Origin of the sequence: Leclercia sp. S52, assembly GCF_039727615.1 — a bacterium.
GTDB classification, from domain to species: Bacteria; Pseudomonadota; Gammaproteobacteria; order Enterobacterales; family Enterobacteriaceae; genus Enterobacter; species Enterobacter adecarboxylatus_B.
Window position 1 is genome coordinate 4,353,332 of the sequence record NZ_CP152474.1, and the last position, 26,504, is coordinate 4,379,835.

Consider the following 26,504-nt stretch of genomic DNA (forward strand, 5'->3'; position numbering starts at 1 on the left):
ATTAAAGCCCTGGCAAAATCTGAATGTTGCTTCCAGTAACGCGAACTTTTTAGAACCGCTGTTCGAAGAAGGTATAGTAAATACGTCATTTAATTGAAATGACGTGAACGTACCAGAACAGAGGGACCGCTGAATGGATAAGAAATTTATCGACTGGCACTCGGCCGATATTATTGCCGCGCTGCGCAAAAAGGGAACATCACTGGCTGCAGAATCCCGCCGTAATGGCCTCAGTTCATCCACCCTGGCAAACGCGCTGACGCGCCCCTGGCCGAAGGGAGAGCTGATCATTGCAACGGCGTTAGGTACCGATCCCTGGGTGATTTGGCCATCACGCTACCATGACCCGCTAACCCACGAATTTGTCGACAGAACGCGCATGATGCGCCAGAGCAGAAAACAAAAAGAGCGCCAACAATGACGCTCCTTTAAACGGGACCAGCAACCCCCCCGGTCAAGATGGCAGGGGGCTGCCTTAACGATTACTCGCCTTTCACACGCTCAATATTTGCACCCAGTGCACGCAGTTTATCTTCGATACGTTCATAGCCGCGATCGATGTGATAAATACGGTCCACCAGCGTCGTACCTTCCGCAATACAGCCCGCCAGCACCAGGCTCGCAGATGCACGCAGATCCGTCGCCATCACCTGCGCACCGGACAGTTTTTCTACGCCATGACAGATCACAGTGTTGCTTTCGATCTCAGCATGCCCGCCCATACGGATCAGCTCCGGTACGTGCATAAAGCGGTTTTCGAAGATGGTTTCGGTAATGAAGCCAGTCCCTTCTGCCACCAGGTTCAGCAGGGTGAACTGCGCCTGCATATCGGTCGGGAAGGCCGGATGTGGAGCAGTACGCACGTTCACAGCCTTAGGACGCTTACCGTGCATGTCCAGGCTGATCCAGTCTTCACCAATTTCGATGTCCGCACCGGCATCGCGCAGCTTGGCCAGGACTGCATCCAGGGTATCAGGCTGGGCGTTACGGCAGACGATTTTACCGCCGGAGATGGCCGCCGCGACCAGGAAGGTCCCGGTTTCGATACGGTCAGGCAGAACGCGATACACACCGCCGCCCAGGCGCTCAACGCCTTCGATGGTGATACGGTCGGTACCCTGGCCGGTGATCTTCGCGCCCAGCGTATTCAGGAAGTTCGCGGTGTCCACAATCTCTGGCTCGCGCGCGGCGTTCTCGATGATAGTGGTGCCTTCTGCCAGCGTTGCCGCAGACATGATGGTGACGGTGGCGCCAACGCTCACCTTATCCATCACGATATGCGCGCCCTTCAGGCGGCCATTGACAGAGGCTTTAACGTAGCCCTCTTCCAGCTTGATCTCGGCACCCAGCTTCTCAAGACCGAAAATATGCAGATCGACCGGACGCGCGCCAATAGCGCAGCCGCCCGGCAAAGAGACCTGACCCTGACCAAAACGGGCCACCAGCGGACCCAGCGCCCAGATAGAAGCACGCATGGTTTTCACCAGGTCGTACGGCGCGGAGAAGTTATTCACGTTGCTGGCGTCGATCCACACGGATCCATTACGCTCCACCTTGGTACCCAGCTGACCGAGCAGCTTCATGGTGGTATCAATGTCTTTCAGTTTCGGGACGTTCTGGATCTCTACCGGCTCTTCCGCAAGCAGTGCGGCGAAGAGGATCGGCAGCGCGGCGTTTTTGGCGCCGGAAATTGTGACTTCGCCCTGGAGACGCGTAGGCCCCTGAACACGAAATTTGTCCATGATTTACTCTCTGTATGAATTCAACCGTGCTGCGGGCAAATCACCCTCAGCTCAAAAACCGTTTAGTTTGCGATCGCGTGCCCACTCAGTCGGGGTGAACGCCTTGATAGACAGGGCATGGATGCGATTATCCGCGATATATTCCATCAGCGGCGCATAAACAGCCTGCTGTTTTTTCACGCGGCTCATGCCGTCAAAGATCTCTCCCACAGCAATAACCTGAAAATGGCTGCCGTCGCCGGAGACGTGGGCTTCCTGGAGGGCAAGTGCGTTCATCAGCACGGTCTGGATTTCATGATTTTCCATGGGATCTCTATCATCTGGTGTGAAAACAAGCCCAACATCTTAGAGCAAAGTGGCGCGGTCTTAAACAAGCAAAAAGCCCCGACGATGAAACAGTCGGGGCTTTTGATAGTAACGTACTGAAAAAATTAGCGAGGCAATACGTCTTCCGGCAGGTTATAGAGCTGCGCCAGGGTGATGACGTTGTCGCTGACACCTGCAAGCGTCACCTGCTTGCCCTGCCCTTTGCCTGCCGCTACCAGATGCACCAGCAGCGCAACGCCCGCCGTATCCACACGGGAGATGCCGCCAAGGTCGATACAGGAGATCCCCTGCATGGCTTCATGACGCGCATCCCACAGAGGATTCAGATAATCCTGATCCAGCTCGCCAGTGAGTAACAATGTCTCACCCTCGCGGGTCCAGCTGAGCTGCGACGTCATTATTTTTTCTCGTCCAGGGTGATTTTCTGACGCGAGATGCTGTTCAGCTGTGCGGTCAGACCATCAATGCCCTTGGTACGCAGCAGGTCGCTCCATTCGTTCTGCTTGGTGGTGATCATGCTGACGCCTTCGGCAATCATGTCGTAAGCCTGCCAGTTACCGTTCTGGCTGTTCTTACGCCACTGGAAATCCAGACGCACTGGCGGACGACCGTTCGGATCAACGATGGTCACGCGGATAGGCAGGATGGTGGCAGAGCCCAGCGGCTGTTCCGGCGCAATCTGATAGGTCTGGCCATGGTACATCGCCAAAGCCTGACCGTACGCCTGCTTCAGGTATTCACGGAACGCAGCAAAATAGGCATCACGCTGCGCTGGCGTTGCGTCTTTGTAGTAACGACCGAGCACCAGGGCGCCGGCATATTTTACCTGTACGTACGGCAGCAGCTCCTGATCGACCACATCGCGCAGGTAGTCGGGATTGGAACGAATTTTCGGCTGCTCGTTTTTAAGGCGATCGAAGGTTTTCTTAGCCGCCTCATTCATCTGTTGATAGGGATTGCTCTGATCGGCTGCGTTAGCGGCAGTCAAAGGGGCAATCATCAGCATGGCAACCATTAATAGTCGTTTAATCATGAATTACTTCTCCTGAGATGAATTCGTCGTGCCAACAGGCGGCGTAATGTCACTCTGCGCAGGTGTCTGAGCAGCTTGATTCTCGTCCCCCCCTTTACTGTTGCTGTTGTAAAGGAACTGACCAATCATATCTTCCAGCACCATGGCTGACTTCGTATCCTGAATGACGCCACCGTCCTTAAGGATAGTCGTTCCCAGTTCGGGATCTTCAAAACCGATGTTCAGCGCCAGGTATTGTTCACCTAACAGGCCGGAGGTACGGATAGACAGGGAGCTGGTATCCGGAATGTTGTTGTAGCGCTCTTCAATATCCAGCGCGACGCGCGGCAGATAGGTTTTCTCGTCGAGAGTGATATCAGCCACACGCCCTACTACTACCCCGCCAATACGTACCGGAGAACGGCTTTTCAGGCCGCCGATATTATCGAAGGTGGCATAAATACGGTATGTCGGCTCGGTGCGGATAGTCGTGACATCCGCCACTTTGAAGCTTAAAAACAGTGCGGCCAGCAGTGCCAGCAAGACAAATACGCCTACCCAAATTTCTACTTTTTTCGTTTGCATGAACTCATTTCCCAAACATCAGTGCGGTGAGCACAAAATCCAGAGCCAGTATGGCCAGCGACGAATGAACAACAGTGCGGGTGGTTGCCCGGCTGATACCGGCAGACGTCGGGATGGCATCGTAGCCGTTGAACAGCGCAATCCAGGCGATCGTCACGGCAAATACCGCGCTTTTAATCAGGCAGTTAACCAGATCCAGACGCCAGTCAACCGCACCTTGCATCGCAGACCAGAAGAAACCGGCATCGATTCCTTTCCAGTGCACGCCAACCATCGATCCGCCCCAGATCCCGACCGCAACAAACAGGATAGTCAGCAACGGCAGCGAGATCATGCCCGCCCAGAAGCGCGGCGCAATCACCCGACGCAGCGGATCCACGGCCATCATTTCCATACTGGAGAGCTGCTCGGTGGCGCGCATCAGACCGATTTCCGCCGTCAGCGCCGAACCGGCACGACCGGCGAACAACAGCGCAGCGACCACCGGGCCCAGCTCACGCAACAGGGAGAGCGCCACCAGCATTCCGAGGCTGGTTTCCGCACTGTAGGTGGTGAGCACCAGATACCCCTGCAGCCCCAGCACCATCCCGATAAAGACGCCGGAGACGATGATAATGAGCATCGACAGCACGCCGACATTATACAGCTGGCGTACCAGCAGAGGGGCATGTTTGCGGAATTCCGGTTTCCCGAACAGCGCATTGAATAACATCAACCCGGCACGCCCGAACGTCCTGATGGTTTTTATGCCACGGTGTCCGAGAGCGGCCAACGCATTTAACAGCATGAGTGGCTTAACTCCCTATTCCCAGTAAATCTTTATGATAATCGCCCGCCGGATAACGGAACGGCACGGGGCCATCTGCAATGCCGTCAAGGAACTGACGGACACGCGCATCGCTGTTGCTCTGTAATGATTGCGCGCTACCGTGCGCCACAATTTTTTTATCCGCCACGATATAGGCGTAGTCGGCAATGCTCAGCACTTCGGGTACGTCGTGGGTGACCACAATACAGGTCACGCCCAGCGCGCTGTTCAGTTCCGAAATCAGTTTGACCAGCACGCCCATGGTGATGGGATCCTGGCCGACGAACGGCTCATCGAACATGATCAGATCGGGTTCCAGCGCGATCGCGCGCGCCAGCGCCGCACGACGGGCCATACCGCCAGAGAGTTCGGAAGGCATCAGTTTCGCTGCGCCACGCAGGCCGACGGCCTCGAGCTTCATCATCACGGTGCTTTTTAACAGTTCCGGCGGCAGGTGAGTATGCTCACGCAGCGGATAGGCGACATTATCGAAGACATTCATGTCAGTAAAAAGCGCCCCGGACTGAAAAAGCATGCTCATGCGTTTACGCACCGTATAGAGGCGCGAGCGGGACATTGCCGGAATATTCTCGCCGTCAAAGAGGATCTCGCCCTGGCTCGGGGGGATCTGCCCGCCAATCAGGCGCAGTAACGTCGTTTTACCAATGCCGGAGGGCCCCATGATGGCGGTGATTTTACCGCGAGGCACGGTGAGAGAGATGTTGTCAAAAATGACCCGGCTGCTGCGCGTGAAGCTGACGCCACGGACATCGACTATATTCGCCCCATTCAGGCTCATGTACATTTCCTTTCTATTGCCGGTTCAGGATCAGCTTGATGCCTGATTTCGCCGCAAACCCAACATTTTTACAGAATATTACCTCTGCAGGTAAGCGAAAGCTGGCATTTGTTTTACTTTTACAACGCATAAAGTCAAAATTAGGAATACGTTACGTCTACAGACAGTATGCAGCGGCAGAGATTTTTTCTCGGTGGACCGGCGAGTATACCTGAAGAAAGGACTTTTGATGCTTCTTGCAACGGCACTGTTAATAATTGGTTTACTTTTGGTGGTCTACAGTGCCGACCGTCTGGTGTTCTCCGCATCAATCCTGTGTCGTTTATTGGGCATTCCCCCACTAATTATTGGGATGACCGTGGTCAGCGTGGGTACCTCTCTGCCGGAGATCATTGTCTCCGTCGCCGCGTCGCTGCACGATCAGGTGGATCTCGCCGTGGGGACGGCCATTGGCTCCAACATCGTCAATATCTTACTCATCCTGGGCCTCGCTGCACTGCTGCATCCATTTCGCGTGCATTCTGATGTTCTGCGGCGCGAATTACCGCTAATGTTAATTGTCAGTCTGCTGGCCGGTTACGTGTTATATGACGGGCAGTTAACCCTCAGCGATGGCATTTTCCTGCTGGCGCTGGCGATCATCTGGCTGTTTTACATCGTTAAGCTGGCCCGGGCGGCCGAGAAGCAGGGCAATGACTCCCTGACACGCGAGCAGGTTGCCGAACTGCCGCGTGAGGGGAATTTACCCGTTGCGCTGCTCTGGCTGGGCGTGGCGTTAATCATCATGCCGATGGCGACGCAGATGATCGTTGATAACGCCACTGTGTTGGCCAATTACTTCGCCATGAGCGAATTAACCATTGGCCTGACGGTGATTGCCATTGGCACCAGTCTGCCTGAGCTGGCCACGGCGATAGCCGGCGCGCGTAAAGGCGAAGATGACATGGCGATTGGCAATATCATCGGTTCTAACATTTTCAATATCGCCATTGTGCTGGGTCTGCCGGCCCTGATCGCCCCCGGCGCGTTTAATCCGCTCGCGTTCAGCCGGGATTATGGGGTGATGGTGTTAGTCAGCGCTATCTTCGCCCTGCTCTGCTGGCGGCGTAAAAGGCAGATTGGTCAGGGTGCAGGTGCCCTGCTGACGGTGGGATTTATCGTATGGATGGCGATGCTGTACTGGCTCTCGCCTCTTCTCTCTGGGTAAACGGAAACGCATTATGTCGCAAATAGAATTGCAGCCGGGTTTTGACTTTCAGAAAGCAGGAATACAAGTTCTGGAGATAGAACGTGAAGGTCTGGCGCAGTTAGATCAATACATTAATCAGGATTTTAGCCGCGCGTGTGAGAAGCTTTTCCACTGCACCGGTAAAGTCGTGGTGATGGGAATGGGCAAATCCGGGCACATTGGCCGGAAAATGGCGGCCACCTTCGCCAGCACTGGCACCACCGCCTTTTTCGTTCACCCCGGTGAAGCGGCCCACGGTGACCTCGGGATGGTTTCGGCGCAGGATATCGTCATCGCGCTATCGAACTCGGGCGAATCAAATGAAATCCTGGCACTGATCCCGGTGCTGAAGCGACTCCACGTTCCCCTCATCTGTATTACCAGCCGCCCTGAGAGCAGCATGGCGCGCGCCGCGGATATCCATCTGTGCGTTAAAGTGCCGAAAGAGGCCTGCCCGCTGGGGCTGGCACCGACCTCCAGCACCACCGCCGCGCTGGTGATGGGCGATGCGCTGGCCGTCGCCCTGCTCGAAGCCCGCGGCTTTACCGCCGAAGACTTTGCCCTCTCCCATCCGGGCGGCGCGCTGGGACGTAAACTGCTGCTGCGAGTGAATGATATCATGCACACCGGGGCTGAAATTCCGCACGTCAGCAAAGAGGCCTCCCTGCGCGATGCGCTGCTGGAAATTACCCGTAAAAATCTCGGCATGACCGTCATCTGCAACGACCAGATGATAATCGAAGGGATCTTCACCGACGGCGACCTGCGCCGCGTATTTGATATGGGGGGCGATGTCCGCAAGCTGGGTATCGCCGATGTGATGACGACCGGGGGGGATCCGGGTGCGCCCCGGCACGCTTGCCGTCGAAGTGTTGAACCTGATGCAGTCCCGCAATATCACCTCCGTTATGGTTGCTGATGGCGACCAGTTGCTGGGTGTGGTACATATGCATGATCTGCTGCGCGCAGGCGTAGTGTAATGAAGGATAAGACAATGAGTAATGCGGGTGCATCCCTTGCAACCTGTTATGGCCCGGTCAGCGCGCAGATGATGTCGCAGGCCGAAAACATTCGCCTGCTGATCCTTGACGTGGATGGCGTGCTGTCTGACGGCCTGATTTATATGGGCAACAATGGCGAAGAGCTGAAAGCCTTCAACGTGCGTGATGGTTACGGCATTCGCTGTGCGCTCACTTCTGGCATAGAAGTTGCCATCATCACCGGGCGTAAGGCTAAACTGGTAGAAGATCGTTGCGAAACGCTGGGCATTACCCATCTCTATCAGGGACAATCCGATAAGATGGTCGCTTTCAGGGACTTACTTGGTAAACTTGCCATCGCTCCGGAAAACGTCGCCTATGTCGGAGACGATCTGATTGACTGGCCAGTGATGGCAGAAGTGGGTCTGAGCGTCGCCGTTGCCGATGCCCATCCGCTTTTGATCCCGCGCGCTGACTACGTCACCCGTATCAACGGTGGCCGCGGCGCAGTAAGAGAAGTCTGCGACCTGCTGCTGCTGGCGCAGGGTAAGCTTGATGAGGCCAAAGGGCAATCGATATGAGTAAAACCAGACGTTGGGTTATTATTCTGCTTTCGCTGGTAGCACTGGTACTGATTGGCGTGAATCTCGCTGACAAGGACGACGAACAAGCGCCGGCGGTCAATACTAACGATCCAACATACAAAAGCGATCACAGCGATACCGTGGTCTACAGCCCGGAAGGCGCGCTGAATTATCGCCTTATCGCTCAGCATGTTGAGTATTTTTCCGAACAGGGTGTCTCCTGGTTTACCCAACCGGTGATGACCACGTTTGATGTCAATAAAGTGCCGACATGGTCGATTAAATCAGACCGGGCAAAACTGACGAATGACCGTATGCTTTATCTGTATGGTCATGTTGAGGTGAATGCGCTGACCGCAGACTCACAGTTGCGCAAAATCACAACCGATAACGCACAGATTAACCTTGTGACTCAGGATGTTACGTCGCAGGATCTGGTCACGCTATACGGCACAACATTTAATTCCAGCGGTCTGAGAATGCGCGGGAACTTACGCAGCAAGAACGCAGAGCTGATTGAAAAGGTTAGAACCTCCTATGAAATTCCAAGCAAACAAACTCAGCCTTAAATTTGTTATTGCCAGCGCGATGCTGGCCGTCAGCCTGCCTGCGCTTGCTGTGACGGGTGATACCGAGCAGCCGATTCATATCGAATCCGATACGCAATCGCTCGATATGCAGGGCAACGTGGTGACCTTTACCGGCAATGTTGTCGTGACCCAGGGCACCATCAAAATCAACGCCGATAAGGTGGTGGTGACGCGACCTGGCGGGGAAGACGGTAAAGAGATTATCGATGGCTACGGCAACCCGGCCACCTTCTACCAGATGCAGGACAACGGCAAGCCGGTGAAAGGCCGTGCCTCCCAGATGCACTACGAGCTGGCGAAAGACTTCGTGGTGCTGACCGGCAATGCCTTCCTGGAGCAGCTCGACAGCAACATCAAGGGCGACAAGATCACCTATCTGGTGAAAGAGCAAAAAATGCAGGCCTTCAGTGAAAAAGGCAAACGCGTGACGACCGTCCTGGTGCCATCGCAGCTGCAGGACAAAAATAACACTCAGGCCCCGGCACAGAAAAAGAGTAACTAATTCGTTATGGCAACATTAACTGCAAAGAATCTCGCCAAAGCCTACAAGGGCCGTCGCGTAGTGGAAGATGTCAGTTTGACCGTCAACTCCGGCGAAATTGTCGGCCTGTTGGGTCCTAACGGTGCGGGTAAAACCACCACCTTTTATATGGTGGTCGGCATTGTGCCGCGCGATGCGGGTAACATCATCATTGATGATGAAGATATCAGCCTGCTGCCCCTTCACGCGCGTGCACGTCGCGGCATCGGTTATCTGCCGCAGGAAGCCTCGATTTTCCGCCGTCTCAGCGTCTTCGACAACCTGATGGCGGTGCTGCAGATCCGTGATGATTTGACCTCCGAGCAGCGTCAGGATCGCGCCAACGAGCTGATGGAAGAGTTCCACATCGAACATCTGCGAGACAGCCTGGGCCAGGCGCTCTCCGGTGGTGAACGCCGCCGTGTGGAAATTGCCCGTGCGCTGGCGGCAAACCCGAAATTCATTCTGCTCGATGAACCCTTTGCGGGCGTTGACCCGATTTCGGTTATTGATATCAAACGAATTATTGAGCATCTGCGCGACAGCGGTCTGGGAGTGCTTATCACCGACCATAACGTGCGTGAGACGCTGGCGGTCTGTGAGCGTGCTTACATCGTCAGCCAGGGCCATCTGATTGCTCACGGCACACCGCAGCAGATCCTCGAAGACGAGCATGTTAAGCGCGTGTATCTTGGGGAAGACTTCAGACTCTGATAGGGTAGAAGTTCAGTCTCGCGTAAACGGAGAAAAATGCTCTGAACATGAAGCAAGGTTTGCAATTAAGGCTCAGCCAACAGCTGGCAATGACGCCGCAGTTACAACAGGCCATCCGTCTGTTGCAGCTGTCGACGCTGGAACTTCAGCAGGAGCTGCAGCAAGCGCTGGACAGTAATCCCCTGCTTGAGCAAACCGATCTTCACGACGAGGTAGAAACTCAGCAAACCCAGGACAACGAAACGCTCGACAGCGTTGACGCGCTGGAGCAAAAAGAGATGCCTGACGAGCTTCCTCTTGATGCCAGTTGGGATGAGATCTACACCGCGGGCACACCGTCCGGCACGCGCGCAGACTACCAGGATGATGAATTGCCGGTGTATCAGGGCGAAACCACCCAGTCGCTGCAGGATTACCTGATGTGGCAGGTGGAGCTGACGCCGTTTTCCGATACCGATCGCGCCATTGCCACCTCCATCGTCGATGCCGTTGATGAGACCGGCTATTTGACCGTGTCGCTGGACGAGATTCTGGAAAGTATCGGTGACGATGAGATCGACCTTGAAGAGGTCGAAGCGGTTCTGAAGCGCGTCCAGCGTTTTGATCCGGTCGGCGTCGCGGCACGGGATTTACGTGACTGCCTGCTGATCCAGCTTTCGCAGTTCGTCAAAGAGACGCCGTGGCTTGAAGAGGCTCGCCTGATTGTCAGCGAACATCTGGATCTGCTGGCCAACCACGACTTCCGCTCGTTGATGCGCGTGACGCGCCTGAAAGAAGAGATCCTGAAAGAAGCGGTTAATCTGATCCAGTCGCTGGATCCGCGTCCGGGGCAGTCAATCCAGACCAGCGAGCCCGAGTACGTCATTCCCGACGTGCTGGTACGCAAACATAACGGCCTGTGGACCGTGGAACTCAACTCCGACAGCATCCCGCGGCTGCAAATTAATCAGCAGTACGCTTCGATGTGTACCAGCTCGCGCAACGACTCGGATAACCAGTTTATCCGCAGCAATCTGCAGGAGGCGCGCTGGCTGATCAAAAGCCTCGAGAGCCGCAATGATACGTTGCTGCGCGTCAGCCGCTGCATCGTGGAGCAGCAGCAGGCGTTTTTTGAACAGGGTGAAGAGTTTATGAAACCGATGGTGCTGGCGGATATCGCTCAGGCCGTCGAGATGCATGAATCGACGATTTCCCGCGTGACGACGCAGAAGTATCTGCACAGTCCGCGCGGTATTTTTGAGCTTAAGTATTTTTTCTCCAGCCATGTCAACACCGAAGGCGGCGGCGAAGCCTCGTCGACAGCCATCCGGGCGCTGGTGAAAAAATTGATCGCCGCGGAAAACCCCGCGAAACCACTGAGCGACAGTAAGTTAACCACCATGCTGTCCGATCAAGGTATCATGGTGGCACGCCGTACTGTTGCGAAGTATCGAGAGTCTTTATCCATTCCGCCGTCAAACCAGCGTAAACAACTGGTCTGACACAACCGATAAGGAAGACACTATGCAGCTCAACATCACTGGACACAACGTCGAGATCACTGAGGCCCTGCGCGAGTTTGTGAATACGAAGTTCGCCAAGCTGGAGCAGTATTTCGAGAGGATCAATCAGGTCTACATTGTGTTAAAAGTGGAAAAAGTGACTCATATCTCGGATGCGACCCTGCATGTTAACGGAGGCGAAATCCATGCCAGTGCGGAAGGACAAGACATGTACGCGGCTATCGACGGCTTGATTGACAAGCTGGCACGACAGCTAAACAAACATAAAGATAAACTGAAACAACACTAATTGTCCGGGCAGTTAACGGGTGCAGGATGGCCTGTTGTGAAACACAACGGGCCCTTTGTACAGTTAGCGCTTAGGTGAAATTATGATGAATAACGATTCAACTCTACAACTGAGCAGTGTCCTTAATCAGGAATGTACTCGCAGTGCCGTCCACTGCCAGAGCAAAAAACGTGCCCTGGAAATCATCAGTGAACTGGCCGCAAAACAGCTGAGCCTGCCGCCGCAAGTGGTATTTGAAGCGATCCTGACCCGCGAAAAAATGGGCAGTACCGGCATCGGCAACGGCATCGCCATTCCCCATGGCAAACTTGAAGAGGATACTCTGCGCGCTGTAGGCGTGTTTGTTCAGCTGGAAACACCTATCGCCTTTGATGCCATTGATAACCAGCCTGTCGATCTGCTGTTTGCCCTGCTGGTGCCAGCCGATCAGACCAAAACACATTTGCACACCCTCTCGCTGGTGGCCAAACGTCTGGCGGATAAAACCATCTGTCGCCGTTTGCGCGCGGCACAGAGCGATGAGGAGCTTTATCAAATTATTACGGAAACGGAAGGCAATCAGGATGATGCGTAATCGGGTGATGGCTTTGACATCTGTAGTCCTGAGGAGAAACGGTACATGGTGCTGATGATCGTCAGCGGTCGTTCGGGATCCGGGAAATCGGTCGCCCTGCGAGCGCTGGAAGATATGGGCTTTTACTGCGTCGATAACCTGCCGGTGGTGCTGCTGCCCGAGCTGGCGAGATCGCTGGCCGATCGGCAGATTTCCGCCGCGGTCAGCATCGACGTGCGTAACATGCCTGAATCGCCGGAGATCTTTGAGCAGGCGATGAGCAGTTTGCCGGAGGCGTTTTCACCTCAGCTGCTGTTCCTTGATGCCGATCGCAATACGCTGATCCGTCGCTACAGCGATACCCGCCGTCTGCATCCGCTCTCCAGCAAAAACCTGTCGCTGGAAAGCGCCATTGACCAGGAGAGCGATCTGCTGGAGCCGCTGCGCTCACGTGCCGATCTGATCGTCGATACCTCCGAAATGTCCGTTCATGAACTGGCGGAGATGCTGCGTACCCGTCTGCTGGGCAAACGCGAGCGCGAGCTGACGATGGTGTTTGAATCTTTCGGCTTTAAGCACGGCATCCCGATCGATGCAGACTATGTGTTTGACGTGCGCTTCCTGCCCAACCCGCACTGGGATCCAAAGCTGCGTCCGATGACCGGCCTGGATAAGCCCGTTGCCGCGTTCCTTGACAGGCATACGGAAGTGCATAACTTTATCTATCAGACGCGCAGCTACCTTGAACTCTGGTTGCCAATGCTGGAGACAAACAATCGCAGCTACCTGACGGTGGCGATTGGCTGTACCGGGGGCAAACACCGTTCGGTCTATATTGCTGAGCAACTGGCTGACTATTTCCGCTCACGCGGCAAAAACGTGCAGTCCCGTCATCGTACGCTGGAAAAACGTAAAACATGACCGTAAAGCAGACCGTTGAGATCACCAATAAGCTGGGCATGCACGCACGCCCGGCGATGAAGTTGTTCGAACTGATGCAGGGGTTTGACGCGGAAGTTCTGCTGCGTAATGACGAAGGCACCGAAGCCGAAGCCAACAGCGTGATTGCCCTGCTGATGCTGGACTCCGCCAAGGGCCGCCAGATCGAAATCGAAGCCACCGGCCCACAGGAAGTCGAGGCGCTGGCGGCAGTGATTGCGCTGTTCAACGCCGGGTTTGATGAGGATTAATGCAGCTTATTGGCCTGCATAAACCCTTCCCCACCCAGCTGACGCATCTGACGCAGGATCCACGCCTGGCGGCTGCGTACATAGCCTGAAGGCGCGCTGGCCTTAAAGCGAATTGGGTTCGGTAGCACGGCGGCCAGCAGCGCGGCCTCTGACGCCGACAGGCGGCTGGCAGGTTTGTGAAAATAGTGCCGGGCAGCGGCTTCGACGCCAAACACGCCCTCGCCAAACTCCGCGATATTCAGGTATACCGTCAGGATGCGTTTTTTACTCCACACCGTTTCGATCCCCAGCGTCAGTCCGGCTTCAAATCCCTTTCTCATCCAGCTGCGTCCGTCCCACAGAAACAGGTTTTTCGCCGTTTGCTGAGAAAGCGTCGATGCCCCGCGAATACGGCTCTCATTACGTTCGTTATGCGCTAACGCCTTTTCTATCGCCCCCACGTCAAATCCCCAGTGGTCGGGAAATTTCTGATCTTCAGCGGCAATAACGGCTAACCCCATCCACGGCGAGATCTCATCCATACTCACCCAGTCAGAATGGGCAATATAGCTGAAATCTCCTCTCAGCCAGCTCCCCAGCTGACGTTCAATCATCACCGCGGAAAACGGCACCGGCAGGAAGCTGAACAGAGCAATGCCGCCGCCCCAGAAGACCGCCAGCACCAGCAGAACGCGAATGACGATCCGTCTTACCCAGCCGGATCGGGGACGCTTCAATTTCATGCCGCCAGCACCAGCACGCGGGTGACCAGCTTCTCAATACCTGTCGCGGCCTCGGCAATGTTCTGCGCCAGCATGTACGCAGGGGTGGTGACGATCCTGTTCTCTTCGTCGACCACGATATCGTCCACCGGACAGGGGATATGCTCCCCACCCATGTCCTCGATGACCTCGGCGGTATCGATGTCGGTGCCGATGGTCAGACGCAGCGGAATATCGAAGATGGCCGGCAGCATCGCCGGGGCGATACAGATAAAGCCCAGCGGTTTCCCGGCCTCATGCATCTGCAGCGCGAGGGTTTTTAAATCGCTTTCCACCTGGCAGGCGCTGCCCTGGTGGGCAAAATCGCTGAGGTTTTTTGCGGCGCCAAAACCGCCCGGCACAATCAGCGCATCCAGTTCCGCAGCACGCGCTTCACTGAGCGGGCGGATCTGCCCGCGGGCGATCCGCGCGGCTTCAGTCAGGACATTTCGGCTTTCCGGCAGCGGTTCGCCGGTGAGATGGTTGATGACATCGGACTGGGCTTTGTCCGGCGCGAAACAGACCGCTTCTGCACCATTGCGTGCCAGCGCCAGCAGCGTCAGAACCGCTTCATGAATTTCAGAACCATCGTAAACACCGCAACCGCTCAGTACTACACCGACCTTTTTCATCCTGCGATCCCTCTCGAAAAATGTTACATGCACATTAAAAATTCTGATTAAAACGGCATGCTTCACACATTTAACTGATTCATGTAACAAAGTATTTAAGATTTGCTATCTTAACTGCGTGCGGCCTGAATTTTACGGCTACGCCATTATCCTAAAATAAACTATTAAGGCGCAGCCAAGATTTCCCTGGTGTTGGCGCAGTATTCGCGCACCCCGGTTTAGCCGGGGTCATTTTTTTCTGCTCTCCACCCAGGCTTTCAGAACGGCCACATCGTTTTGCCACTCCTGCTTCATCTCTTCAACCCATTCACCCACATTATCTTCCCACGCCGGTAAATCCGGAGACTGGATCTGCTTACCCAGCTGCTGCAGATGGCGCAAACCGATAGATCCGGCGGCACCTTTGATCTTATGGCCCTCTTCTACAATGCCTTTCTGATCCCGCGCCGTCAGGTTGGACTCCAGCACGTTCAAATAACCCGGCATCATCTTTTCGAATATGGCTATACCGTCAGTGATCAACTTCGGACCCACCAGTTCGATGTACTGCTCCAGCATCTCGATATCCAGCAAAGACTGCGCTTTTTCCGTATCTACCGTCGTCATGGTGCTCTCCTCTTCGTCACAGGTGTCCCAGAACTTCTTAATCATGGCGGTTAAGGCTGGTACCGCCAGCGGTTTGCTCAGTACGTCGTCCATACCGGCATCGAGGTACTCTTTTTTGTCTTTCAGCACGTTGGCGGTCAGCGCCACCAGCGGCGGCAGTTCATCGCTGGCGTAACGGCTGGTCAGCTCACGCGAGATGTCGAGCCCGGTCATGTCCGGGAGTTGAATATCCAGCAGCACCAGGTCGTATTCCCCCGGCGTAAACATCTCCAGCGCGGCGGTGCCGGTCATGGCGACATCCACGCTGCTGCCGAGTTTCTCCAGCACCGAGCGCGCCACAATCACGTTCAGTTCAATATCCTCCACCAGCAGCACGTGCAGGGCAGGCAGCGGCATATCGTCGTGGGCAAAGGTATCCTCGACCTCCTCCGCCACGGCCGGGGCGTGAACGCTCAGCTTAAACACCGAGCCGTGTCCAGGGTTGCTGCTCACCGTAATATCGCCACCCATGCTTTTCGCCAGTCGGCGCGATACCGCCAGGCCAATCCCTGTACCGGTGGCGGGCTTGCCCCCCTGGCTGTCTTTAACCTGATAATACATGGCGAAGATCTTGTCCTGCTCCTCCTGCGGAATGCCGATCCCGGAATCCTCCACCTCGAAGTGCAGCATCTCGCCCTCGCCGTAACGTACGCGAACCGCGACCTGGCCGTTCTGGGTAAACTTGACCGCGTTGCTGATCAAGTTCCACAGGATCTGGCGCAGGCGCGTGCCGTCAGTCACCACCTTGTGCGGCAGCGGCAGGGTGGGCTCCATCACAAAGCGTAACCCTTTCTGCTGCGCCTGCAGGCCGGAGAGGTTCTCCAGATCGGCCAGGAAGCCGGTGAAGTCCACCGGCTGGTTATCCAGCTGGACTTTGCGCCGTTCCATCTTATCCATATCAATAATATCGTTGAAGATATTGCCGAGCGTGACCGCTGAAACGTGGATGGTTTTCAGATATTTCTCCTGCTCGGTCGTCAGTTCGGTATCGAGCAGAATGCGGCTTAGCCCCACGATGCCGTTGAGCGGAGTACGCAGCTCATGGCTGATGGTGGAGATGAAGGTGGTTTTATCGCGGCTGGCACGCTCCAGGGCATCCTGATAGCGCTTGCGCTCGGTAATGTCCCGCCCGAAGCCCATCAGCCCATGGCGTTTCCCGACGCGGTCGTAGTAAGGCACTTTACGGATTTCGAAGCAGGCTTTGCGCCCGTCCGGGTAGTCGAGCCACTGTTCGTAGGTCAGGGAGACGTTATGACGGAAAACCTTCTCGTCGGTTTCGATCACTTTGGCGGCAGCCTCGGGTGAGTAGACGTCCTGCGGGCGCAGGCTGACGAGCTGTTTTTCACTCTTGCCGGTCAAAAGCTCCATCGCCCGGTTACAGCCGGAGAACTCTTTATCTTCATTGCGATAGAAGACCAGATCCGGGGAGGCATCAAGGAAAGAACGCAGGAACGAGGATTGCTGCTCAAGCTGGATCTGCGTCTGCTCGCGCTCCTTCATTTCGATTTTCAGCTGTTCCAGCGTGGTCTGGCGCTCGGCCTCCGCTTTTACGCGGTCTGAGATCTCCTGATTCAGCTGGGCAATATTGTCTTTCAGCTGGACGTTGAGCTTCAGATCGCGCTCGCGCATCTCCTCCAGCTTTTCCACGACCCGGGTCAGCCGCTGGCGGGACTCCTCCAGCTGTTCAACCACCACCGAGAGGAAATAGACCGCCCAGGGGGTGATCAGCAGGCCGAAGAAAATAGAGCGGATAAGATCAATGCTCTCAACCTGACCGTGCAGCACCATGGTAATGGCCATCTGCACCACAATCGCCAGCACCACCAGCGCCAGCGCCAGCAGCAGGGAGAAGCGTACCAGGCCGAGCTTCATCATCAGATCGACATAGTATTGCGCCAGTAACCGAATTTGCTTCATAGGGGATCTCTTCACGACGTCATCGCACAATAATACTCAAATTCCAGGCAAGACGTTGAAGGTTGTGCAAAAAAGTGAGGGGTAGAACAGAGGATGCACCTCACCTCCCAAAGGGGGAGATGAGGTGTGAAGGATCAGGAGCGCTTCAACAGCAGCCAGAGGCTGATCAGGAAGAAGGAGGCGCTCGGCAGCAGCGCGCCGATAAACGGCGGGATACCGTAAACCAGAGTCAGCGGACCGAAGATCTGATCGAGAACGTAGAAGACAAACCCGAAGCTGATGCCGGTGACGACGCGTACCCCCATAGGGACGCTACGCAGCGGGCCGAAGATAAACGACAGCGCCATCAGCATCATCACCGCCACGGAGAGCGGCTGGAAGATCTTGCTCCACATGTTGAGCTGATAACGCCCGGCGTCCTGGCCGCTCGACTTCAGGTATTTCACGTAGTTGTGCAGGCCGCTGATGGACAGCGCATCCGGATCCAGCGCCACCACGCCGAGCTTGTCGGGGGTCAGGTTGGTTTTCCAGGTGCCAGTGACCGTCTGCGAACCGGTGATCTGCTTCGGGTCCTGCAGGTTTGACTCGTCCACCTGGGACAGACGCCAGACCTTTTTCTCGGTATCGAAGGTGGCCGACGTGGCATAACGCACCGCCTGCAGACGACGCTGATCGTTAAAGCTATAGATGCTCACCCCGCCAAGGGTGTTATCGCCGGTAACGCGTTCGATATAGACGAAGTTATTGCCGTCTTTCGCCCACAGCCCCTGCTGGGTGGAGAGCAGCGAGCCGCCATACATCATCTGTGCGCGGTAGTTACGCGCCATCTGCTCGCCCTGCGGCGCAACCCACTCGCCCATTGCCATGGTCAGGAATACCAGCGGGATCGCGGTTTTCATCACCGACAGCGCAACCTGCATACGGGTAAAGCCCGACGCCTGCATCACCACCAGCTCACTGCGCTGCGCCAGCATCCCCAGCCCCAGCAGGGCGCCTAACAGCGCCGCCATTGGGAAGAAGATCTGCACATCTTTCGGAATGCTGAGCAGGGTATACATCCCCGCGCCCATCGCATCATAGCTCCCCTGACCGGCCTTTTTCAGCTGGTCAACAAACTTGATGATGCCGGAGAGCGACACCAGCATGAATAAGGTCATCATGATGGTGGTAAAAATGGTTTTACCGATATAGCGATCAAGAACGCCAAACGCCTGCATTACACCGCTCCTTTACGCGTAAACCGGGCTCGTACACGGCGCATCGGCACGGTATCCCACAGGTTGAGGATGACGGCCAACAGCAGATAGAGTCCGTTAATCACCCAGGTCCAGATAACCGGGTCGATTTTTCCTTTACCGCCATTCGATTTGATCGAGGTTTGCAGCAGGAAGAACACCAGATAAAGCAGCATCGCGGGCAACATCGAGAGCACGCGGCCCTGACGTGGGTTGACCACGCTGAGCGGCACGACCATCAACGCCATCATAAACACGGTGAATACCAGCGTAATTCGCCAGTGCAGCTCCGCGCGGGCGCGATTGGTATCTGTATTGATCAGCGTGCGCATGCTCATCTGTTCAGTATCGGTAGGATCCAGCGCCACCGTCTGATGACCGATAATCGCCTGATAGTTCTGGAAATCCGTAATGCGGAAGTCACGCAGCATTGCCGTGCCTTCAAAGCGGGTGCCTTTATTCAGGGTCACGATCTGCGAACCGTCTTTACCCTGTGCGAGCTGACCGGAATCGGCTACCACCACGGACGGACGGGCATTACCTTTGGTACGGATTTGCGCGAGGAAGACTTCGTTAAAGCGGCTGCCATCCACGCTTTCAATAAACAGCACGGAGTTACCGTCGGTTGCCTGCTGGAACTGCCCCTGCGCCAGTGCGGCCATGCCGGGGTTCGCTTTTGCTTCAGCCAGCACTTCATCCTGATGACGCGAGGAGACAGGTCCGGCCCACATCACGTTCACCGCGGCCACGATGCCGGTAAACAGCGCCAGGACCATGGCGGCTTTAATCAGTACCGCTTTGCTCAGACCACATGCATGCATGACGGTAATTTCGCTTTCGGTATAGAGTTTACCGAGCGTCATCAGCAGTCCGAGGAAAAGGCTTAATGGCAGGATAAGCTGCGCCATTTCAGGCACGCCTAACCCGAGCAGGGAAAGCACCAGATTTGTGGGAATTTCGCCGTCGGCAGCCGCGCCGAGGATCCTCACCAGTTTCTGACAGAAAAAGATCAGAAGCAGGATGAAGAGTATCGCCAGCTGGCTTTTTAGCGTCTCCCGCACCAGATATCTTATGATTATCACATTAAATACGCCCGTAAAAACCCGTCTCTTTGCAGGAAAATCGCTTGTTTCATGGCTTAAACGTCATTTATTCTCTTGAGTCGTCGAAATCATCGCTAAGATTAGAACACCCGGCGGATTCGCGCTTCAGCAGTTACTATGACGTGTCGAAACCGTAATAACGTAAGATTAACACGAAGTCACCGCAACAGCGGGCATGAGTTACGAAAGGTTTCAATTCTATCCGTAGCTGCTGCTGTTGTCTTTAAGATTCAGGAGCGTAGTTCATGGAGTTCAGTGTAAAAAGCGGTAGCCCGGAGAAACAGCGGAGTGCCTGCATCGTTGTCGGCGTGTTTGAACCCCGCAGACTCTCTCCGATCGCAGAACAACTCGATAAAATCAGTGACGGCTACATCAGCGCCCTGCTGCGCCGTGGCGAGCTGGAAGGCAAGCCGGGACAGACGCTGCTGCTGCATCATGTGCCGAACGTACTGTCCGAGCGCATCCTGCTGATTGGCTGTGGCAAGGAGCGCGAGCTGGATGAGCGCCAGTACAAACAGGTTATTCAGAAAACGATTAATACGCTGAATGATACTGGCTCAATGGAGGCCGTGTGCTTCCTGACCGAACTGCACGTCAAAGGCCGCAACACCTACTGGAAAGTGCGCCAGGCGGTTGAGACCGCAAAAGAGACGCTGTACAGCTTCGATCAGCTGAAAACCACTAAAAGTGAACCCCGTCGTCCGCTGCGTAAAATGGTCTTTAACGTCCCGACCCGTCGCGAACTGACCAGCGGCGAGCGCGCCATTCAGCATGGTCTGGCCATTGCCGCCGGGATCAAGGCTGCGAAAGACCTCGGCAACATGCCGCCAAACATCTGTAACGCTGGCTATCTCGCCTCCCAGGCGCGTCAGCTGGCTGACTCCTACAGCAAAAACGTCGTCACCCGCGTGATTGGCGAGCAGCAGATGAAAGAGCTGGGTATGCACTCCTACCTGGCCGTCGGCAACGGTTCACAAAATGAATCCCTGATGTCGGTCATCGAGTACAAGGGCAACCCGTCAGAAGACGTGCGTCCGATTGTGCTGGTCGGTAAAGGCCTGACCTTCGACTCCGGCGGTATCTCCATCAAACCGGCCGAAGGCATGGATGAGATGAAGTACGACATGTGCGGTGCGGCGGCGGTTTACGGCGTGATGCGCATGGTTGCGGAACTTCAGCTGCCTATCAACGTGATCGGCGTGCTGGCCGGCTGTGAAAACATGCCGGGTGGCCGCGCCTATCGTCCTGGCGACGTGCTCACCACCATGTCAGGCCAGACCGTTGAAGTGCTGAATACCGACGCCGAAGGCCGTCTGGTGCTGTGCGACGTGCTGACCTACGTTGAACGCTTCGAGCCAGAAGCGGTGATTGACGTGGCCACCCTGACCGGCGCCTGCGTGATTGCGCTAGGCCACCACATCACCGGGCTGATGTCGAACCACAACCCGCTGGCCCATGAGCTGATCGGTGCCTCTGAACAGGCGGGCGACCGCGCATGGCGTCTGCCGATGGCCGATGAGTATCAGGAGCAGCTGGAGTCTAACTTTGCGGATATGGCCAACATCGGTGGGCGTCCTGGCGGTGCCATTACCGCGGCCTGCTTCCTGGCGCGCTTTACCCGCAAATACAACTGGGCCCACCTGGACATCGCCGGTACCGCATGGCGTTCCGGTAAAGCCAAAGGCGCTACCGGCCGCCCGGTTGCCCTGCTGTCGCAGTTCCTGCTGAACCGCGCCGGGTTTAACGGCGAAGAGTAATTCCCGTCTGATGCCCGGTGGCGCTACGCTTACCGGGCCTACGGGATAGTGCCGTTTGTAGGCCGGGTAAGCGTAGCGCCACCCGGCTTTGCATTTAAATCCACAACAAGAAGCCCCATATATGAAAAACGCAACGTTCTATCTTCTGGACAACGACACGCAACAGGATGGCTTAAGCGCCGTCGAACAGCTGGTGTGTGAGATTGCCGCAGAACGTTGGCGCGGTGGAAAACGCGTGCTGATTGCCTGTGAAGATGAGCAGCAGGCCATCCGTCTGGATGAAGCCCTGTGGGCACGACCGCCGGAAAGTTTTGTTCCGCATAATCTTGCGGGGGAAGGACCGCGCGGTGGCGCGCCGGTGGAGATCGCCTGGCCGCAAAAACGCAACAGCAGCCCGCGGGATCTTTTAATCAGCCTGCGTACCGGCTTTGCAGATTTTGCCACCGCTTTCACAGAAGTGGTAGACTTTGTCCCTCACGAAGATTCTTTGAAACAACTGGCGCGCGAACGCTATAAAGCGTACCGCCTGGCTGGTTTTAACCTGAATACGGCAACCTGGAAATAATGGAAAAGACATATAACCCACGCGATATCGAACAGCCGCTTTACGAGCACTGGGAACAGCAGGGCTATTTCAAGCCTAACGGCGATGAAAGCAAAGAGTCCTTCTGCATCATGATCCCGCCGCCGAACGTCACCGGCAGTTTGCATATGGGTCATGCCTTCCAGCAGACCATCATGGATACCATGATCCGTTACCAGCGCATGCAGGGCAAAAACACCCTGTGGCAGGCCGGTACTGACCATGCGGGTATTGCTACCCAGATGGTGGTTGAACGCAAGATTGCCGCTGAAGAAGGTAAAACCCGCCACGACTACGGTCGCGACGCCTTTATCGACAAAATCTGGCAGTGGAAAGCAGAATCCGGCGGCACCATTACCCGTCAGATGCGCCGTCTCGGCAACTCCGTGGACTGGGAGCGCGAGCGCTTCACCATGGACGAAGGCCTGTCCAACGCCGTTAAAGAAGTGTTCGTCCGTCTGTATAAAGAAGATCTGATTTACCGTGGCAAGCGCCTGGTGAACTGGGATCCGAAACTGCGCACCGCTATCTCTGACCTGGAAGTGGAAAACCGCGAGTCGAAAGGCTCCATGTGGCATATCCGCTATCCGCTGGCCGACGGCGCGAAAACCGCAGACGGTAAAGATTACCTGGTGGTCGCCACCACCCGTCCGGAAACCCTGCTGGGCGATACCGGCGTGGCCGTTAACCCGGAAGATCCTCGTTACAAAGATCTGATTGGCAAGTTCGTGGTGCTGCCGCTGGTAAACCGCCGCATTCCGATTGTGGGCGATGAACACGCCGACATGGAAAAAGGCACCGGCTGCGTGAAGATCACCCCGGCGCACGACTTTAACGACTATGAAGTTGGCCGTCGTCACGCCCTGCCAATGATCAACATCCTGACCTTTGATGGCGACATCCGCGAAAGCGCGGAAGTGTATGACACCAAAGGCGAAGAATCTGACGTCTATTCCAGCGATATCCCGGCTGAGTTCCAGAAGCTGGAGCGCTTTGCCGCGCGTAAAGCGGTGGTTGCCGCTGTCGACGCCCTGGGCCTGCTGGAAGAGATCAAACCGCACGACCTGACCGTTCCTTACGGCGACCGTGGCGGCGTAGTGATCGAGCCGATGCTGACCGACCAGTGGTACGTCCGTGCCGACGTACTGGCGAAACCGGCTGTCGAAGCGGTTGAGAACGGCAGCATCCAGTTCGTGCCAAAACAATACGAAAACATGTACTTCTCCTGGATGCGCGATATTCAGGACTGGTGTATCTCCCGTCAGCTGTGGTGGGGTCACCGCATCCCGGCGTGGTACGACAACGAAGGCAACGTCTACGTTGGTCGCACCGAAGACGAAGTGCGTCAGGAAAACAACCTGAGCGCGGACGTTGCTCTGCGTCAGGACGAAGACGTGCTGGATACCTGGTTCTCCTCCGCGCTGTGGACTTTCTCCACGCTCGGCTGGCCAGAGAACACCGACGCGCTGCGTCAGTTCCACCCAACCAGCGTGATGGTTTCCGGCTTCGACATTATCTTCTTCTGGATCGCCCGCATGATCATGATGACCATGCACTTCATCAAAGATGAAGACGGCAAACCGCAGGTTCCGTTCCATACCGTCTACATGACCGGTCTGATCCGTGACGACGAAGGCCAGAAGATGTCCAAGTCCAAGGGCAACGTTATCGACCCGCTGGACATGGTTGACGGTATCTCGCTGGAAGATCTGCTGGAGAAACGTACCGGCAACATGATGCAGCCGCAGCTGGCTGAGAAGATCCGCAAGCGTACCGAGAAGCAGTTCCCGGACGGCATCGAGCCACACGGCACCGACGCCCTGCGTTTCACCCTGGCCGCGCTGGCTTCTACCGGTCGCGACATCAACTGGGACATGAAACGTCTGGAAGGTTACCGCAACTTCTGTAACAAGCTGTGGAACGCCAGCCGCTTTGTGCTGATGAACACCGAAGATCAGGATTGCGGCTTTAACGGCGGCGAGATGACCCTGTCGCTGGCCGACCGCTGGATCCTGGCCGAATTCAACCAGACCACCAAAGCGTTCCGTGAAGCGCTGGACAGCTATCGCTTCGATATCGCGGCAGGCATCCTGTACGAGTTCACCTGGAACCAGTTCTGTGACTGGTACCTGGAGCTGACCAAACCGGTTATGAACGGCGGATCTGAAGCGGAACTGCGCGGCACGCGCAACACCCTGATTACCGTTCTGGAAGGTCTGCTGCGCCTGGCGCACCCGATCATCCCGTTCATCACCGAGACCATCTGGCAGCGCGTGAAGGTGATTGCCGGTATCAGTGCCGACACCATCATGCTGCAGCCGTTCCCGGCATTCGATGCTGCGCAGGTTGATGAAGCCGCGGCTGCCGATACCGAGTGGCTGAAGCAGGCGATCGTTGCCGTACGTAACATCCGTGCAGAGATGAACATCTCTCCGGGTAAACCGCTGGCATTGCTGCTGCGTGGTTGCAGCGAGGCTGCGGTTCGTCGCGTCACTGAAAACAACACCTTCCTGCAGACCATGGCGCGTCTGGAGAGCATCACCGTGCTGCCTGCGGATGATAAAGGTCCGGTCTCCGTGACCAAAATCATCGACGGCGCCGAGCTGCTGATCCCGATGGCGGGCCTGGTGGACAAAGATGCTGAGCTGGCACGTCTGGCGAAAGAAGTGGCTAAAGTCGAAGTTGAAATCGGTAAGATTGAAAGCAAACTGTCTAACGAAGGCTTTGTCGCCCGCGCACCAGAAGCGGTTATCGCTAAAGAGCGCGAGCGTCTGGTTGGTTTCGCAGATGCTAAAGCGAAGCTGATTGAGCAACAGGCTGTCATTAGCGCGCTGTGATGAGTGAAGCTATGCATGTAAATGCCTCTGTAACGGCGCATCTGCGCCGTATCACCGCCACGGATAACCCGGCAATTGCCGGCGTTATCCGCCGGGTATCTGCCGAATACGGCCTGACGGCCGATAAAGGCTATACCGTTGCGGATCCCAATCTCGACGAACTGTACTCGGTGTACAGCCAGCCGGGACATGCCTATTGGGTTGTAGAGCAGAATGGCCAGGTTGTGGGCGGCGGCGGCGTTGCGCCGCTCTCCTGCAGCGAGCCGGACATCTGCGAACTGCAAAAAATGTATTTCCTCCCCGTCGTCCGTGGACAAGGTTTAGCGAAAAAACTGGCGTTACAGGCTCTGGATCATGCCCGCGCGCAGGGGTTTAAACGCTGCTATCTTGAAACCACCGCCTTTCTGACCGACGCTATCAGACTGTACGAACATCTCGGCTTTGAGCATATCGACCAGCCGCTGGGATGTACCGGGCATGTTGATTGCGAAGTGCGGATGTTGAAAACGTTATAATTCCTTTCCTGCCCCCTTCTGTTAAGCGGCTGTAAACTGAATGCTCTACACTCTCAGTTCCACACCATCAGGGGGTAATATCATGTCGAAGATAAAAAGCTACGCCGCACCGCAGGCGGGTGCAGAACTTGAGCTGTACGAATACGATGCGGGCGAGCTGAAAGCAGAAGACGTTGAAGTCCAGGTTGATTACTGCGGGATCTGCCATTCCGATCTGTCGATGATCGATAACGAATGGGGCTTTTCGCAATACCCGCTGATTGCCGGGCACGAAGTCATTGGCCGCGTGGTGGCCCTGGGCAGTGCCGCACAGGAAAAAGGGCTGAAGATTGGCCAGCGCGTGGGCATCGGCTGGACCGCACGCAGCTGTGGTCACTGTGACGCCTGTATCAGCGGCAACCAGATTAACTGTCTGGAAGGCGCCACCCCTACCATCCTCAATAATGGCGGTTTCGCTGACAAACTTCGCGCCGACTGGCAATGGGTCATTCCTCTCCCTGAACAGATCGATATCGAATCCGCAGGCCCGCTGCTGTGCGGTGGGATCACGGTCTTTAAACCGCTGCTGATGCACCATATCACCGCCACCAGCCGCGTGGGGGTGATCGGTATCGGCGGTCTGGGCCACATTGCCATTAAGCTGCTGCATGCCATGGGCTGCGAAGTGACGGCGTTCAGCTCAAACCCGGCCAAAGAGCAAGAAGTGCTGGCGATGGGTGCCGATAAGGTGGTGAACAGCCGCGATCCTGAGCTGTTGAAAGCCCTCGCCGGTCAGTTTGATCTGATCATCAACACCGTTAACGTCGATCTCGACTGGCAGCCGTACTTTGAAGCGCTGGCCTACGGCGGCAACTTCCATACCGTGGGTGCCGTGCTGAAGCCACTGCCGGTTCCGGCGTTCACGCTGATTGGCGGCGATCGTAGCGTGTCGGGTTCTGCAACGGGCACACCTTATGAGCTGCGTAAGCTGATGAAGTTTGCCGGCCGCACCAAAGTCTCTCCGACCATCGAGATGTACCCGATGTCAAAAATCAACGAAGCGCTCCAGCACGTTCGTGACGGCAAAGCCCGTTACCGCGTGGTGTTGAAAGCGGACTTTTAAGCTGTTGTTGCCCGG

Annotated in this window: 28 protein-coding genes and 1 pseudogene; 17 read left to right on the top strand and 12 right to left on the bottom strand. The window is 55.9% G+C overall.

Translation table 11 applies throughout. The features are described from left to right. Positions 1-133: 133 nt before the first annotated feature. On the top strand, positions 134-421 hold the full coding sequence (sfsB, locus tag AAHB66_RS20870; RefSeq protein WP_262662021.1) for a DNA-binding transcriptional regulator SfsB: 288 nt from the start codon (positions 134-136) through the stop codon (positions 419-421). A gap of 61 nt (positions 422-482) precedes the next feature. On the opposite strand, the gene murA is transcribed toward sfsB, so the two are convergent. The 7 genes from murA to mlaF form a co-directional block, all read right to left on the bottom strand. Then, on the bottom strand, positions 483-1,742 hold the full coding sequence (murA, locus tag AAHB66_RS20875) for a UDP-N-acetylglucosamine 1-carboxyvinyltransferase (protein WP_347114390.1): 1,260 nt from the start codon (positions 1,740-1,742) through the stop codon (positions 483-485). 51 nt (positions 1,743-1,793) lie between these two features. Further along, positions 1,794-2,048: a BolA family iron metabolism protein IbaG gene (gene ibaG / locus AAHB66_RS20880; RefSeq protein ID WP_032614457.1), complete on the bottom strand. Its 255-nt coding sequence runs from the start codon at positions 2,046-2,048 to the stop codon at positions 1,794-1,796. 125 nt (positions 2,049-2,173) lie between these two features. After that, a complete protein-coding gene (gene mlaB / locus AAHB66_RS20885) occupies positions 2,174-2,467 on the bottom strand; it encodes a lipid asymmetry maintenance protein MlaB (protein WP_347114391.1) in 294 nt (97 codons plus the stop codon). Continuing rightward, positions 2,467-3,102, bottom strand: coding sequence for a phospholipid-binding protein MlaC (gene mlaC / locus AAHB66_RS20890; RefSeq protein ID WP_106994829.1), 636 nt, complete (start codon positions 3,100-3,102; stop codon positions 2,467-2,469). Before mlaC ends, mlaB begins: the two co-directional genes overlap by 1 nt. Positions 3,103-3,105: 3 nt before the next feature. Further along, entirely contained in the window at positions 3,106-3,666 is a 561-nt protein-coding gene (mlaD, locus tag AAHB66_RS20895) for an outer membrane lipid asymmetry maintenance protein MlaD (protein WP_347114393.1), read from the bottom strand. A gap of 4 nt (positions 3,667-3,670) precedes the next feature. Then, positions 3,671-4,453, bottom strand: a complete 783-nt coding sequence (gene mlaE / locus AAHB66_RS20900) for a lipid asymmetry maintenance ABC transporter permease subunit MlaE (protein ID WP_347114394.1) — start codon at positions 4,451-4,453, stop codon at positions 3,671-3,673. A 7-nt stretch (positions 4,454-4,460) separates the two neighbouring features. Beyond that, positions 4,461-5,273, bottom strand: a complete 813-nt coding sequence (gene mlaF, locus AAHB66_RS20905; RefSeq protein WP_032614468.1) for a phospholipid ABC transporter ATP-binding protein MlaF — start codon at positions 5,271-5,273, stop codon at positions 4,461-4,463. A 229-nt stretch (positions 5,274-5,502) separates the two neighbouring features. On the opposite strand from mlaF, the gene AAHB66_RS20910 reads away from it, so the two are divergent. The 11 genes and pseudogenes from AAHB66_RS20910 to npr all read left to right on the top strand — a co-directional run bounded on the left by AAHB66_RS20910 (position 5,503) and on the right by npr (position 13,423). Further along, a complete protein-coding gene (locus AAHB66_RS20910; RefSeq protein ID WP_347114395.1) occupies positions 5,503-6,480 on the top strand; it encodes a calcium/sodium antiporter in 978 nt (325 codons plus the stop codon). Between the two features lie 13 nt (positions 6,481-6,493). Further along, positions 6,494-7,481 (top strand): annotated as a pseudogene (kdsD, locus tag AAHB66_RS20915) (arabinose-5-phosphate isomerase KdsD). A 14-nt stretch (positions 7,482-7,495) separates the two neighbouring features. Next, on the top strand, positions 7,496-8,062 hold the full coding sequence (gene kdsC / locus AAHB66_RS20920; protein ID WP_333853424.1) for a 3-deoxy-manno-octulosonate-8-phosphatase KdsC: 567 nt from the start codon (positions 7,496-7,498) through the stop codon (positions 8,060-8,062). Then, positions 8,059-8,634: an LPS export ABC transporter periplasmic protein LptC gene (lptC, locus tag AAHB66_RS20925; RefSeq protein ID WP_347114396.1), complete on the top strand. Its 576-nt coding sequence runs from the start codon at positions 8,059-8,061 to the stop codon at positions 8,632-8,634. Before kdsC ends, lptC begins: the two co-directional genes overlap by 4 nt. Beyond that, positions 8,603-9,157 carry a lipopolysaccharide ABC transporter substrate-binding protein LptA gene (gene lptA, locus AAHB66_RS20930; RefSeq protein WP_347114397.1) on the top strand — a complete coding sequence of 185 codons (555 nt, stop codon included), beginning with the start codon at positions 8,603-8,605 and terminating at the stop codon, positions 9,155-9,157. The genes lptC and lptA overlap by 32 nt, the downstream gene beginning before the upstream one ends. 6 nt (positions 9,158-9,163) lie before the next feature. Next, on the top strand, positions 9,164-9,889 hold the full coding sequence (lptB, locus tag AAHB66_RS20935) for an LPS export ABC transporter ATP-binding protein (protein ID WP_250586265.1): 726 nt from the start codon (positions 9,164-9,166) through the stop codon (positions 9,887-9,889). A 47-nt stretch (positions 9,890-9,936) separates the two neighbouring features. Further along, positions 9,937-11,370, top strand: coding sequence for an RNA polymerase factor sigma-54 (gene rpoN, locus AAHB66_RS20940; RefSeq protein WP_347114399.1), 1,434 nt, complete (start codon positions 9,937-9,939; stop codon positions 11,368-11,370). A gap of 22 nt (positions 11,371-11,392) precedes the next feature. Next, a complete protein-coding gene (gene hpf / locus AAHB66_RS20945) occupies positions 11,393-11,680 on the top strand; it encodes a ribosome hibernation promoting factor (protein WP_106994839.1) in 288 nt (95 codons plus the stop codon). Positions 11,681-11,762: 82 nt separating this feature from the next. Continuing rightward, complete coding sequence (gene ptsN / locus AAHB66_RS20950; RefSeq protein ID WP_039031625.1) at positions 11,763-12,254, top strand: PTS IIA-like nitrogen regulatory protein PtsN; 492 nt, start codon at positions 11,763-11,765, stop codon at positions 12,252-12,254. A gap of 45 nt (positions 12,255-12,299) precedes the next feature. Next, positions 12,300-13,154, top strand: a complete 855-nt coding sequence (rapZ, locus tag AAHB66_RS20955) for an RNase adapter RapZ (protein ID WP_250586269.1) — start codon at positions 12,300-12,302, stop codon at positions 13,152-13,154. After that, a complete protein-coding gene (gene npr / locus AAHB66_RS20960) occupies positions 13,151-13,423 on the top strand; it encodes a PTS phosphocarrier protein NPr (RefSeq protein WP_032614489.1) in 273 nt (90 codons plus the stop codon). Before rapZ ends, npr begins: the two co-directional genes overlap by 4 nt. On the opposite strand, the gene mtgA is transcribed toward npr, so the two are convergent. From mtgA to lptF, 5 genes are all read right to left on the bottom strand, one after another. Then, positions 13,420-14,139 carry a monofunctional biosynthetic peptidoglycan transglycosylase gene (gene mtgA, locus AAHB66_RS20965; RefSeq protein ID WP_347116534.1) on the bottom strand — a complete coding sequence of 240 codons (720 nt, stop codon included), beginning with the start codon at positions 14,137-14,139 and terminating at the stop codon, positions 13,420-13,422. The two genes, npr and mtgA, sit on opposite strands and share 4 nt — an antisense overlap. Before the next feature lie 2 nt (positions 14,140-14,141). Continuing rightward, on the bottom strand, positions 14,142-14,795 hold the full coding sequence (elbB, locus tag AAHB66_RS20970) for an isoprenoid biosynthesis glyoxalase ElbB (protein ID WP_347114401.1): 654 nt from the start codon (positions 14,793-14,795) through the stop codon (positions 14,142-14,144). Between the two features lie 228 nt (positions 14,796-15,023). After that, positions 15,024-17,357 (bottom strand): aerobic respiration two-component sensor histidine kinase ArcB, encoded by a 2,334-nt coding sequence (gene arcB, locus AAHB66_RS20975; protein WP_347114402.1) that lies wholly within the window; start codon positions 17,355-17,357, stop codon positions 15,024-15,026. Positions 17,358-17,491: 134 nt separating this feature from the next. Continuing rightward, positions 17,492-18,574, bottom strand: coding sequence for an LPS export ABC transporter permease LptG (gene lptG, locus AAHB66_RS20980; RefSeq protein WP_347114403.1), 1,083 nt, complete (start codon positions 18,572-18,574; stop codon positions 17,492-17,494). Beyond that, positions 18,574-19,674 (bottom strand): LPS export ABC transporter permease LptF, encoded by a 1,101-nt coding sequence (gene lptF, locus AAHB66_RS20985; RefSeq protein WP_347114404.1) that lies wholly within the window; start codon positions 19,672-19,674, stop codon positions 18,574-18,576. Before lptF ends, lptG begins: the two co-directional genes overlap by 1 nt. A gap of 266 nt (positions 19,675-19,940) precedes the next feature. Here lptF and pepA point away from each other — a divergent pair, with 266 nt between their 5' ends. From pepA to AAHB66_RS21010, 5 genes are all read left to right on the top strand, one after another. Then, the gene (pepA, locus tag AAHB66_RS20990) at positions 19,941-21,452 is read left to right on the top strand and encodes a leucyl aminopeptidase (protein ID WP_106994846.1); all 1,512 of its coding nucleotides are present in this window, start codon (positions 19,941-19,943) and stop codon (positions 21,450-21,452) included. A 121-nt stretch (positions 21,453-21,573) separates the two neighbouring features. Beyond that, positions 21,574-22,017: a DNA polymerase III subunit chi gene (holC, locus tag AAHB66_RS20995; protein ID WP_347114405.1), complete on the top strand. Its 444-nt coding sequence runs from the start codon at positions 21,574-21,576 to the stop codon at positions 22,015-22,017. Further along, entirely contained in the window at positions 22,017-24,872 is a 2,856-nt protein-coding gene (locus AAHB66_RS21000) for a valine--tRNA ligase (protein ID WP_333853445.1), read from the top strand. The genes holC and AAHB66_RS21000 overlap by 1 nt, the downstream gene beginning before the upstream one ends. A gap of 11 nt (positions 24,873-24,883) precedes the next feature. After that, positions 24,884-25,387: a GNAT family N-acetyltransferase gene (locus AAHB66_RS21005; RefSeq protein WP_347114406.1), complete on the top strand. Its 504-nt coding sequence runs from the start codon at positions 24,884-24,886 to the stop codon at positions 25,385-25,387. 82 nt (positions 25,388-25,469) lie between these two features. Continuing rightward, a complete protein-coding gene (locus AAHB66_RS21010) occupies positions 25,470-26,489 on the top strand; it encodes an NAD(P)-dependent alcohol dehydrogenase (protein WP_347114407.1) in 1,020 nt (339 codons plus the stop codon). Positions 26,490-26,504 lie beyond the last annotated feature (15 nt).

Coding starts and splice junctions, on each gene's coding strand:
- AAHB66_RS21010 (WP_347114407.1), top strand. CDS start 25,470: ATGTCGAAGATAAAAAGCTACGCCGCACCGCAGGCGGGTGCAGAACTT.
- hpf (WP_106994839.1), top strand. CDS start 11,393: ATGCAGCTCAACATCACTGGACACAACGTCGAGATCACTGAGGCCCTG.
- ptsN (WP_039031625.1), top strand. CDS start 11,763: ATGATGAATAACGATTCAACTCTACAACTGAGCAGTGTCCTTAATCAG.
- mlaF (WP_032614468.1), bottom strand. CDS start 5,273: ATGAGCCTGAATGGGGCGAATATAGTCGATGTCCGTGGCGTCAGCTTC.
- mlaD (WP_347114393.1), bottom strand. CDS start 3,666: ATGCAAACGAAAAAAGTAGAAATTTGGGTAGGCGTATTTGTCTTGCTG.
- mlaE (WP_347114394.1), bottom strand. CDS start 4,453: ATGCTGTTAAATGCGTTGGCCGCTCTCGGACACCGTGGCATAAAAACC.
- mlaB (WP_347114391.1), bottom strand. CDS start 2,467: ATGACGTCGCAGCTCAGCTGGACCCGCGAGGGTGAGACATTGTTACTC.
- AAHB66_RS21000 (WP_333853445.1), top strand. CDS start 22,017: ATGGAAAAGACATATAACCCACGCGATATCGAACAGCCGCTTTACGAG.
- lptG (WP_347114403.1), bottom strand. CDS start 18,574: ATGCAGGCGTTTGGCGTTCTTGATCGCTATATCGGTAAAACCATTTTT.
- ibaG (WP_032614457.1), bottom strand. CDS start 2,048: ATGGAAAATCATGAAATCCAGACCGTGCTGATGAACGCACTTGCCCTC.
- holC (WP_347114405.1), top strand. CDS start 21,574: ATGAAAAACGCAACGTTCTATCTTCTGGACAACGACACGCAACAGGAT.
- npr (WP_032614489.1), top strand. CDS start 13,151: ATGACCGTAAAGCAGACCGTTGAGATCACCAATAAGCTGGGCATGCAC.
- pepA (WP_106994846.1), top strand. CDS start 19,941: ATGGAGTTCAGTGTAAAAAGCGGTAGCCCGGAGAAACAGCGGAGTGCC.
- rpoN (WP_347114399.1), top strand. CDS start 9,937: ATGAAGCAAGGTTTGCAATTAAGGCTCAGCCAACAGCTGGCAATGACG.
- AAHB66_RS21005 (WP_347114406.1), top strand. CDS start 24,884: ATGCATGTAAATGCCTCTGTAACGGCGCATCTGCGCCGTATCACCGCC.
- rapZ (WP_250586269.1), top strand. CDS start 12,300: ATGGTGCTGATGATCGTCAGCGGTCGTTCGGGATCCGGGAAATCGGTC.
- lptA (WP_347114397.1), top strand. CDS start 8,603: ATGAAATTCCAAGCAAACAAACTCAGCCTTAAATTTGTTATTGCCAGC.
- murA (WP_347114390.1), bottom strand. CDS start 1,742: ATGGACAAATTTCGTGTTCAGGGGCCTACGCGTCTCCAGGGCGAAGTC.
- lptC (WP_347114396.1), top strand. CDS start 8,059: ATGAGTAAAACCAGACGTTGGGTTATTATTCTGCTTTCGCTGGTAGCA.
- sfsB (WP_262662021.1), top strand. CDS start 134: ATGGATAAGAAATTTATCGACTGGCACTCGGCCGATATTATTGCCGCG.
- kdsC (WP_333853424.1), top strand. CDS start 7,496: ATGAGTAATGCGGGTGCATCCCTTGCAACCTGTTATGGCCCGGTCAGC.
- elbB (WP_347114401.1), bottom strand. CDS start 14,795: ATGAAAAAGGTCGGTGTAGTACTGAGCGGTTGCGGTGTTTACGATGGT.
- AAHB66_RS20910 (WP_347114395.1), top strand. CDS start 5,503: ATGCTTCTTGCAACGGCACTGTTAATAATTGGTTTACTTTTGGTGGTC.
- arcB (WP_347114402.1), bottom strand. CDS start 17,357: ATGAAGCAAATTCGGTTACTGGCGCAATACTATGTCGATCTGATGATG.
- mlaC (WP_106994829.1), bottom strand. CDS start 3,102: ATGATTAAACGACTATTAATGGTTGCCATGCTGATGATTGCCCCTTTG.
- lptB (WP_250586265.1), top strand. CDS start 9,164: ATGGCAACATTAACTGCAAAGAATCTCGCCAAAGCCTACAAGGGCCGT.